This is a genomic window from Paenibacillus sp. FSL K6-4396, assembly GCF_038002525.1.
Lineage (GTDB): Bacteria > Bacillota > Bacilli > Paenibacillales > Paenibacillaceae > Paenibacillus > Paenibacillus amylolyticus_B.
The window spans coordinates 4,763,322-4,775,643 of sequence record NZ_JBBOCR010000001.1 but is presented as its reverse complement, the minus strand read 5'-3'; the positions used below and the strand labels follow the sequence as shown (position 1 = coordinate 4,775,643).

The following is a 12,322-nucleotide window of genomic DNA, read 5'->3' as shown; positions in this document are numbered from 1 at the left end:
TATTAATCTACGGCATGGTCGCAATCTACTATGTTGTTTTTGTAAATACGCTCTATTTTTCCATTCTGGCCTTATCTTTCCGTAACATCTGGACGATCTTCCGGCGGTCGCATTATTCCAAATACAATACATTGTCAGGCTCGGAACTGGTACCTTCGGTTTCTCTGCTGGTACCGGCATACAACGAGGAACTGACGATTATTGAAAATGTGAACTGCCTGATGACGCTGAATTATCCAACGTATGAAGTCATTGTTGTGAATGATGGCTCCAGTGATGCGACACTGAATATCCTGTTGAAAGAATATCGTCTGAAGCCAGTACCCAATACGAAGATTCGGGGCAAGATCGCCTGTCAGAAAATTCGTGGGATCTACCATAATCCAGAGTTCCCGGATCTGTATGTCATTGACAAAGAAAACGGCGGTAAGGCCGATTCCCTCAATGCCGGGATCAACCTGTCCCATTATCCGTTGATCTCTTCCATCGATGCTGATTCGTTGCTGGAGAAGGATGCCCTGATCCGCATGGCACGCATGTATATGGAGAATCCGGAAGAGACGGTAGCCATCGGTGGAGATGTACGGATCGCCAATGGCTGCAAAATTGAAAACGGGGCAGTGCAAGATGTATCGCTGCCACGCAAAATCTGGCCCATGTTCCAGTCCATTGAATATCTCAAAGCCTTCCTGGGCGGACGGATTGGCTGGAGTCACATGAACGGTCTGATCATTGTCTCCGGTGCCTTCGGTATGTTCCGTAAGGACGCTGTTATCGCCGTAGGTGGTTACCGGGATGGTTATCCTGGGGAAGACATGAACATCATCATTAAACTTCACCGTTATATGCTGGAGAACAAATTGAAGTATCGCGTTGCCTTCTGCCCTGAGGCCGTATGCTGGACGCAGGCGCCGGATTCCTACCGGATCTTGTCCAGTCAGCGCAAGCGCTGGGGCCGTGGGAACCTGAAGAACATGATTGAGAATCGCGGCATGTTGTTCAATCCGAAATATAAAGTCATGGGTATGGTAACCATGCCTTATAACGTCCTTTTTGAAGCGCTGAACCCGTATTTCCGGATTACCGGCCTTCTGGCTCTCGCTGGATATGTCCTTCTGGATATGACGCAATGGCCGATTCTGGTTCTGTTCGGATTGCTGAACTTTGTGAGTGGTTATCTGCTGAGTGTAGGCGCACTTGTCCTGGAGGAGATTGCTTTCAAGCGTTACAATAAGCTCTCCGATCTGGTCAAAATGCTGGTCTACTCCGCGCTGAAATTCGTGGGTTACCACCAGCTCGGCGTACTGTGGAGATTGCAGGGACATGTGCAGTTCATGCAAAACAACAACTCATGGGGTACCATGACACGCCAAAGCTGGTCCGAGGATGAGAAGAAAACAAGCGAAGCCGCTTAAGTACAGAGATCATGGTAATACAGTAACAGCAATATAGATGTTCAACTAAATATTTACACGATAACGGAGAGGACAGAAATAACCTGATGAAGCGAAGCGGCGCCTAAAAGCTTTCTGAAAGAAAGCTACATCGAAAGCATACGCTATCCCCGGATTTCCCCTTGTTAAAAGGAATCAAAAAATCTGGGGATAACAGCGATCAAAAGGTTGTTCTGTCATCGGAGTGTCAGTGTAAATAACATTTTTTGGACATGTATAGATAATCGAGGAGAAGGGTGGAAAAGAACATGCCAAATACGGCGACATTGCAGCGTGAGGCTGCCGTTAATGTGTACCGAAGTGTAGAACAGGGATTGAAGGATACGGGTGCCGAAACATGCGGCTTAATGTTCATCCATTGTGCAGGACACGCTCAACCTGAGCAGCAGGTCAGGACACATCTGGAGCAAACGAGTGAGACATCCTTCCAGGTGTGGAAGGATGGGGCTACCCAGGCAATTGCCGTCCTGCTGCCAGGGTTGTCACTGGATGAAGTTCATTATGAAGGACTTCGAATCAAACATGAGTTGCAAGAGACCGTGCCCGGTGCCGATCCACAGATTACACTGGCCAGTTTCCCGGAAGGGGAGCGCCCTTCGAAGGCAACTATTCAGCATATGGCTGAGTCCTCAAAGCTCGTAGATTCGTCGGAGATTCATATCTACACGCTAGACAATACGGCGGACGAGCCGGAACGAATTTTGATTGTGGATAACGATCCTACGGTACGCGAATTCCTGCAGTTGCGGTTGAAGATGCAGGGATACGAAACCTATGAAGCCGTCGATGGACTGGCTGCACTGGAGTTGATCGAGAAGGTTACACCAGACCTGGTGCTCACGGAGCTGAATCTGTATGGCATCGACGGTCTGCCGTTCATCCATCATATTCAGAACCTGGAGATGGAGCAGCCACCCAAAATTGTCGTGTTGACCGAGCAACGTGTCGAGCAGACGATCAGTCAATGCTTCCGCAGCGGGGTCGATGATTACATGACCAAACCGTTCTCGCCTGTAGAGTTGGATGCACGAATCAGACGCTGCCTGCATTAGAAGACGGCTTGGAACAACTGATTGTGTGAAGTGCAAAGTAAGAGTTTTTTTATACTATGAATCAGATAGATTAGAGCAACATTTAGAGCACAGACACTCATCTATTTATATGGATTTTAAGCACTACCAAATACACTGCCCGGAGGGAATATCATGGAGAATCAACAATTCCACACATTACTGAATGCGATTGAAAATAAAGAAGCTGTACTCGGCGTCGTCGGGCTCGGTTACGTAGGACTTCCACTTGCCGTGGAAATGGTCAATCAAGGTTTCACGGTAATCGGAATTGATCTGGATGCGTCCAAAGTAGAAAGTATCTATCAAGGAGATTCCTATATTCACGATATTTCGTCCGATGAGTTGAAAAAAGTAATGCAAAGTGGTCGTTTCCAGCCAACGACAGATTACAGTATGCTACGCGTGATCGACGCACTCAGTATCTGCGTACCGACACCGCTTAGTGAGAATCAGGACCCGGATACGTCCTACATCGAGACTGTTGTAGATCAGATCAAACTGCATATGAAACCAGGTATGCTGATTACGCTGGAAAGCACTACTTATCCAGGTACGACGGAAGAATTGATCCAGCAGCAGCTGGACAAGATCGGACAAGAAGCAGGTAAAGACTACTTCCTCTGCTTCTCGCCTGAACGTGTGGACCCGTCCAACGGACGTTTCACGACATTTAATACACCGAAAGTCATCGGGGGTACAACCGAAGCTTGCCTGAAACTGGGAACAGCGTTATATAGCAAATATGTAGAAACCGTAGTACCGGTATCTTCGCCGAAAGTGGCTGAGATGTCCAAACTGCTGGAGAACACATTCCGCAGCGTGAACATTGCCTTTGTAAATGAAATGGCGATGATGTGCGACCGTATGGGCATTGATATCTGGGAAGTTATTGACGCGGCGGCGACGAAACCATTTGGTTTCATGCCATTCTATCCAGGCCCAGGCATCGGTGGACACTGCATTCCGCTTGATCCGATGTACCTGTCATGGAAGGCCAAAGGCTTCCGTTTCTATAGCAAATTCATTGAGCTGGCGCAATCTACCAATGACAACATGCCATATTATGTATTGAATAAAACGTCAACGATTCTGAACGAATACGCGAAATCCGTACGTAAATCAAATATTCTGCTCCTCGGCATGTCGTACAAACCGAATATTGCCGATCTGCGTGAATCACCAGGACTGGAAGTATATGAACTGTTCAAAGAAAGTGGAGCTAACGTTAGCTACTACGATCCACATGCGGATTCCTTCCAGGACAAGCATGGGGAGACCGTACACAGCGAAGTGTTCAATCTGGAACAGTTCAAAAAGTACGATTGTATCGTGCTGATCACCAACCACAGCGATTTGCCTTACTTTGATATTGCCGAGATGGGTGTGCCGATTCTGGATACACGTAATGCATTCCGTTCGTACACACATCCGCACATCTACAAAATTGGTCACTCGGTTCAGCATCCTGTGTTTGAACCAAGTGAAGCGTTGCTCGTCTGAGGAAATATATGAGGCAACGGGGCAAGCTGGTGGGTATGGCGAAATGGGCTATTCTGGCTGTGGTGTTATGCCTGCTGCTTCTGTCCTGGATGTTCAAATGGTTTACGACGGAGGAACATAAAGCGACCTGGCTGTGGGACGCGTCCATTATTGCAGAACAAACGCCTGAAATTATTGCTTTTTCCAAAGAACAGGGCGTGGATACCATCTTCCTGCAAATCCAGGATGAGGTGCCTGATGCAACATATCGCAAATTCATTGCGGCTGCCCGGCAGGCTGAGATTGAAGTGCATGGACTTAACGGTCATGCAGACTGGGCTTATGAGGAAAAGCGGGATGAAGGACTTGCTTTTATCGAGCGAGTACGAGCATACAATGAAACTTCCGCCAAGAATGAACGCTTCGAAGGCATTCAACTGGATGTGGAGCCGTATCAGCTGAAGCGCTGGGAGAAAGAGGAGAACAGTGTCATTGGAGAGTGGCAGAACAACATGAAGGCCTGGACAAAAGCCGGCGAGGATGCCGGACTGTACATGAGCGCTGCCATCCCGTTCTGGCTTGATGCCCGTCAGTCGGCTGAAGGTGAGGGTACATTCAGTCGCTGGGTGATCTCCCACTTCGATGCGGTGGCCATTATGGCTTATCGGGACAGTGGACAGCAGATGTATGATCTGTCCAAGGAAGAACTGGACGAAGCGGATGATCTCGGCAAGAAAGTCTGGATCGGAGCGGAACTCGCGGATACACACGAGGGGGATCACCTGACCTTTTTCCGTAAACCGGTTAGCAATATGAATGAAGAGATGGCGAAGGTGTTTGATCTCGGTTCCTCTCATTCTTCATTTGCAGGTGTAGCTGTGCATCATTATGAAGCATGGTATGCCAAGAAGAACGGTATTCCACTTGCGCGCAAGGATGAAAAGAAGGAATAGTTTTATGTCAACGTAAAAAGTTCCTGGTTTCGAGTACGTGTAGTCAAGACTATAGTATAGAAAGAAGGCAAGTCCCGGGTAGATGGGGCTTGCCTTCTTTGGTGACGGATTTCGTAATGGGTTTTGCAGCACTATGCTGTGCAGGATATGAAACTCAGGAGTCCATTGTAATTTGGTAGAGGTGACATCTTACACAACGTATACAGGCGTGGTGCATAAGGAATGGATTATAGGCTGGGGAGCGAAAGGTCGCTCCCTCATTCTTTAGTACTCTCCGCTGTACGATAACGATTGGGTGGCAAACCGACTTGTTTTTTGAACGCTTTGGAGAAGGAGAACAAGTCGGGATAACCCACGGAGTGAGCCACTTCAGTTAAGCTTAGCGGCGACTGCACCAGCAGGCGTTTGGCCTGATTCATTTTCAATTGTTGGATATATTGCACAGGGGACAGACCATAGGCTTTGCGGAACTGTTTGGCAAAATGGGTTCGATCCACACCCGCATGAGCGGATACACCTTCCACGGAGATGCCGCCTGCAAAATGAATATCCATGTATTCCTTGCCTTTCTGAAGCCAAGGTGTGGCTGAATCCGGGTGCAATCCTTTGGTTGCGGGGGACCGGGCTATCCGGTCGAAGAGGTTTAGAAATCGGGTGAGTCGTCCCAGATCACTCGCTCCGTCCTGCGGTTTGCGAACATCCTCCATGAACGAGCGCATGGCGCTTGCAGTCTCCGGCGTCAGTACACCTGAACGATACGGTGAGTCGGGTGTAAGTCCAATTCGAGACAGTAGCTCGGCTGCATGTGCGCCGTCAAAGGCAATAAATATTTTCTGCAACGTGTCCTCCGGGTCCGTCCAGTACTCATGCGTAACATGTGGAAACAGACAGAACGCATCCCTGGCACGAAGGGCGTGACGCTGTCCATTCTGTATGAATGTACCATCTCCCTCCAGTACAAACAGCAAATAATAATAAGGCGTCGTACGAGGGCCAATATGATAGTTGGTTTTGGCTATATTACGGCCGATGCGAATCGGCCAGGCGCCACCAGCTTTCTCGAATTCAGATGGAGTGAAGAAAATAAGTTCCAAAAACTCATGGTGGTCCTCCTTCATGCTCTCGGTCATCAGGAACACCTCTTTATTGTATAAGTATCGTTTGTACATTCTAAAAGTTTCTCTTATAACCTATTATACAGGTGGGTTTTATACATATTCAAGATCAGGAAGACCTAAATCTGAGAAAAGACCACAAAATGACAAAATGAAATTGCCGCGAAATGACATTGCTCACAGACAAATCAATTGATATGATGTCCATACCTATTAAACCAAGTTAATTAATCGGCATTTGATTCTGAATATGCCTAATAAATCAATTTAAAGAATGACACGACAACGGAGGGGACAGAAAGGACCTGAAGAAGCGAAGCGGGCGCCTTTGTCACCGGATTTCCCCATGAAAGGGGAATGAGAAGAAATCTGGGGACAAGAGTGCTCGAAAGGTTTTCTGTAACCGAAGTGCTTGAGTGAAACATTTTTAGAGCAATTTATCATAGAAGGGATTGACTCTTGTGAGCGAACAGGAAGATATGAAGTTTGGATGGTTTTTGCCTACAGCAGGGGATGGGAAGTATGTAGGGGTTGCCCCGGAGCGGGAGCCGAGTCTGGATTATCTGATCGATGTGGCACAGACGGCGGAGAAGGCAGGATTCGAATTTGTACTAATTCCGACAGGGGGAGCCTGTCTAGACGCATGGGTGGTTGGCTCGGCAGTAATGAGTCATACGAAGACATTGCGTCCCCTTGTTGCCATTCGCCCAGGATTGGTTACACCCGTACTCGCTGCTCGAATGGGAGCGGCACTGGATCAGCTCTCTGGTGGTCGTGCCATGATCAATGTAGTGACAGGCAGTTCCGTTCGGGATCTGGAGGAACTGGGAGATCCACTCGCACATGCGCATGATGAACGGTATGTTCGCGCGAGTGAGTATATGGAAGTGATGAAGCGTTCGTGGACGCAATCGACGGGACTGAATCTGACGGAGTTTGCCGGAAGTGGCACACAATCAGGAGCTGATGCATCCAGCGATCTCAATCCTGAATTCAACGGCCAGTATTATAATTTCAAAGGGCCAGTAGGCATGCCGGAGACGGTACAAAATCCACATCCACCATTCTATCTGGGAGGAAGTTCACCGATTGCCAAGAAGGTGGCCGTTGAGCATGCAGATACGTTCCTGATGTGGGGCGAGCCTCATGACTGGATTCAGGAGCAGATCGAAGAGATTGAGGTCATTCGTCAGCAAGTAAAAGAGGAAACGGGACAAGATCGTCAGCTCCGTTACGGTATGCGTGCTCAGGTTCTCATTCGGGATACCGAAGAAGAAGCATGGGCAGCAGCTTGGGAGATTATTAGCAAAGTACCACCAGAAGCGATTGAGAAAGCCAAAGCCGCTTTTGCCGAGACGGATGCAACCAACCAACGCAGACAGAACGAGCTACGGGAACTATCCGAGAAGCAGCAGTTTGTCGTAGGTCCCAACCTGTGGACAGGCTTGTCCGTTGTGCGTTCTGGCGGTGCAATCCTCATTGTAGGTACAGCCGAACAAGTCGCAGAACGTTTGATGGAATATGGAGATCTCGGCGTTACGACCTTCATTCTGTCAGGTTACCCTCATCTGGAAGAGGCAGAAATCTTCGGACGTACCGTGATGCCAATCATTCGCGAGCAATGGAAAACAAGACAGAAGCAGCATCAAGTTACTACTAACTAAATAAGTTAACCTTTTTTTACACGATAACGAAGCGTTCAAAACAAATCTGGAAAAGCGAAGCGATCGCCTTTATCCCCGGATTTTAACCATTGAAGAAATAATTCAAAGAAATTCGGGGATAACAGCGATTGGAAGATTGTTCTGAACGCGTAGTGATCCAGTGTAAAATCATTCGTTCAACTTATACAACATCTTTCAGGAGGTCGTCTTTCATGAAAAAAAATAAAAAATTGATCCTGCCGCTTGTCAGTATGCTGGTGATGTCCATCCTGCTTTCAGCTTGCGGCGGCGGGGATAACGCGTCATCTGGAGAGAACGGCTCCTCGGGTTCAGGTAAAGTTACGATCAGCTTCATGCACTGGCGTGGAGAAGATGTGGAAGCACTGAACAAAACCATTGACGCTTTTGAGACAGCAAATCCGAACATTAAAGTGGAGATGCAGACGCTGCCCTCCGATCAATACCAATCCACCGTACAATCCAAAATCAGTGACGGTTCGGTAGGAGATGTATTTGCCTCCTTCCCAGGTGCACAGTTCGAAGCTTTCACCAAAGCCGGCTTGTTCACGGATCTGACCGGATCATCGTTTCTGTCGGCCTACAATTCAAAGCTGATTGAATCAGGACAGCACGATGGCAAGCAATATGCGATTCCGTATCAACTCGTATATAACGATCCAATCTATAACGTAAAACTGTTTGAACAATACGGCTTGACGCCACCAACCGATTGGGAAGGCTTCCTGGCACTTTGCCAGAAGCTGAAAGACAATGGTATCATTCCGATTGCCTTTGCCGGAGCGGACATTGGCCCAGGGCAATTCATGAATACGATGGTGATGAACAATGCACCGAGTGACGACATTTTTACCAAAGTAGAAGCTGGCGAAGCCAAACTGACGGATGAGTTTTGGGTGAAAACATTGACTCAAATCAAGGAACTGAACGATAAAGGTTACTTCCAACAGGATGCACTGGGTACGAAAGACCCTGCGGCTGGCGCATTGTTTATTCAAGAAAAAGCAGCGATGCTCGCAAGTGGATCATATCAGTTGGCTCAGAACAAGCAGCAGAATCCTAATCTGGAGCAAAAACTGCTTGCACCAATTACAGTAAGTGCAGATCAAGCGAAGTATGAAGGGGTGCATACGACCACATTCATGCTCGCCGTGAACAGCAAGTCTAAACATCCGGAAGAAGCGAAGAAGTTCCTCGAATTCCTGAGCAATCCGGAAGTGGCGAGCGAGTATGCCAACCAGACTGGACAAAATGTAACGGTGAATGATGTGAAGTACGACACGCCTGAGCTTCAGGTAGCCGGAGAATGGGCAAGCAAAAAAACCGTGTTCCAGCCACGGTTCACCATCCTGAACGGAGACAATCAAAAAGCAGTAACCAACTCCATCCAGTCTGTACTGAGCGGCACTTCTCCAGAAGAAGCAGCACAGCAGGCACAAGCGATCATTGATCAGCATATCGGGAAATAAACGATGAAAAACCGTCTTCAGCTTTCCCTGTTTCTGATCCCCGGGTTGCTGCTGTACGTTGGATTGTTCGTATTTCCTACATTGACGGGGCTGTTCTATTCCTTTACGGATTGGGACGGGGTATCCCCGTCGTATGCATTTGTAGGGCTGGATAATTACAAGGACAGTCTCAGCAGCATCGTATTCCGCAAAGCCTTTGGTAACAACGTGGAGTTCATGTTAACGGTTGTTATTGCACAAACCTTTATTTCACTTGTCCTGGCTCTGCTCTTGGTACGCAATACCAAGACACGCATTGTGCTTCGGGCATTGTATTTCCTGCCTGCGATTCTGTCCTCCGTATCGGTTGGACTGATCTGGGCATTTATGTATGATCCATCTATCGGACTAATCAACTATGGACTGAATGAAGCGGGGATGAGCAGCATAGCTCGTAACTGGATTGGTGATCCCAAGATCGCCATCTATTCCATCGCTGCGGTACAGGTATGGGCACACGCCGGACAGATGATGATTGTATTCATCGCAGGTCTGCAAGGTATTCCGGCAGAACTGTATGAAGCCGCTCGTATGGACGGCGGCAGCAAATGGCAGGTATTTCGTAACGTGACCTGGCCGCTGCTGGCACCTTCGGCAACGATTGTTGTGGCCTATACGACGATTCAGTCGTTCAAGGCATTTGACCTCATTTTTACCATGACGGACGGAGGCCCGAACTACGCAACTGAAATTTTGACAACCTATATCTATCATACCGCCTTTGGCAGCTATTCATTTGGTCTGGCTTCTGCCGGTTCCATGATCTTCCTGGTGTTGCTCGCGCTCTTGACGCTGTTGCAGTTCAAGGCACTACGTGCCGACCGGGTAAGTTATTGAGGTTGATGTTGGAGCATTCATCCTGCAATCGAGGCAGAAGGGAGTTCACATGTTTTTAAAATGGTTCAATCGCCTGATCTTATTGGTGTACGCGCTGCTGATTCTGGTGCCGCTGTACTTTGTGTTTGTATCCTCGTTCAAAACAAGCAGCAATTTCTTCACCAGTCCATTCAGCTGGCCGGACCCGTTTACGTGGGATAACATCACTGGCATGTTCCGCAATCAGCCGATGTGGCAATATTTCGGGAACAGTCTGGTCGTGACGCTTGGTACGGTTGCCATTGAGTTATTGCTGAGTAGCATGATTGCTTACGCCATTGTCCGCTGGGGCGGCAGTGTAGGCAAAATTGTATTTGCTCTGTTCGTAGCAGGGTTGATCGTTCCATCCCAGGTGAGTATGCTGCCGATCTATTCTCTCACGCGTACACTCGGGTGGTCGGACAGTCTCACGGGATTGATTGTCGTATCCGCGGCTATGCTGATGCCTGTCTCAGTATTTATGCTGACAGGTTTCATGCGCATGCTCAATTCGGAGATTCTGGAAGCAGGCAGTATGGATGGAGCAAGTGAATGGAGACTCTATACGCGGATTGCACTGCCACTGGCTGCACCTTCGCTGGCGGCAACGGCTACGTTCCTGCTCGTCATGGTATGGAATGATTTGCTTATTCCGATGCTGATGCTCAGCAGTAAGTCCAAGCTCACTTTACCGCTCGCACTTATGCAGTTCCGCGGGGAATACGTGACGAACTATCCGATGATGCTTACAGGTGTGCTGGTAACGGCCATTCCGATGATCGCGTTGTTCCTTCTACTCCAGCGTTACTTTGTAGCAGGTCTGACAGCGGGTTCACTCAAGGGGTAAGGTATCGCAGAAATCGGAAGGAAAAGCTTATTTTGCATTGATTTCTGGAGCATTCTGCATAATAATGATTTAGTGTCAGAATGACTACATAGAGATCAAGGGAGCTATAAGTGATGAGCAAACTGGAAGTATTGCGGAATCCCAAGCAGCGCAAGCTGCTGTTCAGTGCCGGCATGAGCTGGCTGTTTGATGCGATGGAAGTTGGTATGATCTCCTTTATCGTGGCTGCACTTGCCAAGGAATGGAGTCTCAGTCCCGGACAAGTCGGTGTGCTTACGAGTATTAACTCCATCGGTATGGCATTAGGTGCTTTGCTTGCAGGTGCACTTGCGGACCGTTTTGGACGGAAGGCCATTCTGATGTGGACCTTGTTAATCTTTACGATTGCAAGCGGTCTGTCTGCATTGGCGACTGGATTTGCGGTATTGTGTGCACTGCGTCTGGTTGCGGGTATTGGACTTGGTGGAGAGCTGCCCGTGGCATCCACACTGGTATCGGAGTCGATGCCTACAGCCGAACGGGGACGTGCCGTTGTATTATTGGAAAGTTTCTGGGCAGGAGGCTGGATTGTATCGGCGCTCATTGCCAACTTTGTCATTCCGGAGTACGGATGGAGAATTGCTTTTGCCATTGGTGCGCTTCCGGCGTTCTATGCACTGTATCTGCGTCGTGCCATTCAGGACCCGCCGCGGTACAAGAATCATACCAAGCTTCATAAAATCACGTTCCGCGAGAAAGTGGCTACCGTCTGGTCAGCACCACATCGCCGTACAACGTTGATGCTCTGGATTTTGTGGTTTACCGTCATTTTCTCTTATTATGGAATGTTTCTGTGGCTACCTTCGGTTGTGATGGCAAAAGGATTCACGTTGGTTAAAAGCTTCCAATACGTGCTGATCATGACGATTGCACAGTTGCCAGGTTACTTCACCGCTGCGTACTTTATTGAACGTTACGGTCGCAAGTTCGTACTGGTTGTGTATCTTACCTTGACTGCATTCAGTGCGATTGCGTTTGGATTGGCTACAACGGAAGCCACGATCCTGACTGCGGGGATCTGTCTTTCCTTCTTCAATCTGGGAGCCTGGGGTGGTCTGTACGCCTACAGCCCGGAATTGTATCCGACTTCCGTTCGTTCGACAGGTGTTGGACTTGCCACATCGGTTGGCCGAATCGGTGGGGTGCTTGCTCCATTAATGGTCGGCATGCTTGTTCAGCGCGAAGTGGCAATCAGCCTGATTTTCACGATTTTCTTCGTGACAATCCTCATTGGCGCAGCGGCTGTACTGTTCTGGGGCCGGGAAACGAAGGGTCAGGAACTTGCTGAGTAATTGTCAATAAATACAACGCAACTTT

General features: G+C 48.5%; 10 protein-coding genes. 9 read left to right on the top strand and 1 reads right to left on the bottom strand.

Annotated features, from left to right (window positions below):
• Positions 1 to 14 precede the first annotated feature (14 nt).
• The 4 genes from MHB85_RS21010 to MHB85_RS20995 all read left to right on the top strand — a co-directional run bounded on the left by MHB85_RS21010 (position 15) and on the right by MHB85_RS20995 (position 4,959).
• The gene (locus tag MHB85_RS21010) at positions 15 to 1,415 is read left to right on the top strand and encodes a glycosyltransferase family 2 protein (protein ID WP_341073636.1); all 1,401 of its coding nucleotides are present in this window, start codon (positions 15 to 17) and stop codon (positions 1,413 to 1,415) included.
• A gap of 287 nt (positions 1,416 to 1,702) precedes the next feature.
• The gene (locus MHB85_RS21005; RefSeq protein WP_091018249.1) at positions 1,703 to 2,506 is read left to right on the top strand and encodes a response regulator transcription factor; all 804 of its coding nucleotides are present in this window, start codon (positions 1,703 to 1,705) and stop codon (positions 2,504 to 2,506) included.
• A gap of 153 nt (positions 2,507 to 2,659) precedes the next feature.
• Entirely contained in the window at positions 2,660 to 4,027 is a 1,368-nt protein-coding gene (locus MHB85_RS21000) for a nucleotide sugar dehydrogenase (protein WP_210108768.1), read from the top strand.
• Between the two features lie 8 nt (positions 4,028 to 4,035).
• Complete coding sequence (locus MHB85_RS20995; RefSeq protein ID WP_341073634.1) at positions 4,036 to 4,959, top strand: hypothetical protein; 924 nt, start codon at positions 4,036 to 4,038, stop codon at positions 4,957 to 4,959.
• Between the two features lie 257 nt (positions 4,960 to 5,216).
• Here MHB85_RS20995 and MHB85_RS20990 read toward each other — a convergent pair whose 3' ends face one another.
• Positions 5,217 to 6,077 carry a helix-turn-helix transcriptional regulator gene (locus MHB85_RS20990; protein WP_341073633.1) on the bottom strand — a complete coding sequence of 287 codons (861 nt, stop codon included), beginning with the start codon at positions 6,075 to 6,077 and terminating at the stop codon, positions 5,217 to 5,219.
• Between the two features lie 476 nt (positions 6,078 to 6,553).
• On the opposite strand from MHB85_RS20990, the gene MHB85_RS20985 reads away from it, so the two are divergent.
• The 5 genes from MHB85_RS20985 (at position 6,554) to MHB85_RS20965 (ending at position 12,297) form a co-directional block, all read left to right on the top strand.
• On the top strand, positions 6,554 to 7,738 hold the full coding sequence (locus tag MHB85_RS20985; protein ID WP_341073632.1) for an LLM class flavin-dependent oxidoreductase: 1,185 nt from the start codon (positions 6,554 to 6,556) through the stop codon (positions 7,736 to 7,738).
• Between the two features lie 212 nt (positions 7,739 to 7,950).
• Entirely contained in the window at positions 7,951 to 9,225 is a 1,275-nt protein-coding gene (locus MHB85_RS20980; RefSeq protein ID WP_341073631.1) for an ABC transporter substrate-binding protein, read from the top strand.
• A gap of 3 nt (positions 9,226 to 9,228) precedes the next feature.
• A complete protein-coding gene (locus tag MHB85_RS20975) occupies positions 9,229 to 10,101 on the top strand; it encodes a carbohydrate ABC transporter permease (RefSeq protein WP_341073630.1) in 873 nt (290 codons plus the stop codon).
• Between the two features lie 49 nt (positions 10,102 to 10,150).
• The gene (locus MHB85_RS20970; RefSeq protein ID WP_036674932.1) at positions 10,151 to 10,966 is read left to right on the top strand and encodes a carbohydrate ABC transporter permease; all 816 of its coding nucleotides are present in this window, start codon (positions 10,151 to 10,153) and stop codon (positions 10,964 to 10,966) included.
• Between the two features lie 113 nt (positions 10,967 to 11,079).
• Positions 11,080 to 12,297 (top strand): MFS transporter, encoded by a 1,218-nt coding sequence (locus MHB85_RS20965; protein WP_036614537.1) that lies wholly within the window; start codon positions 11,080 to 11,082, stop codon positions 12,295 to 12,297.
• Positions 12,298 to 12,322: the final 25 nt, after the last annotated feature.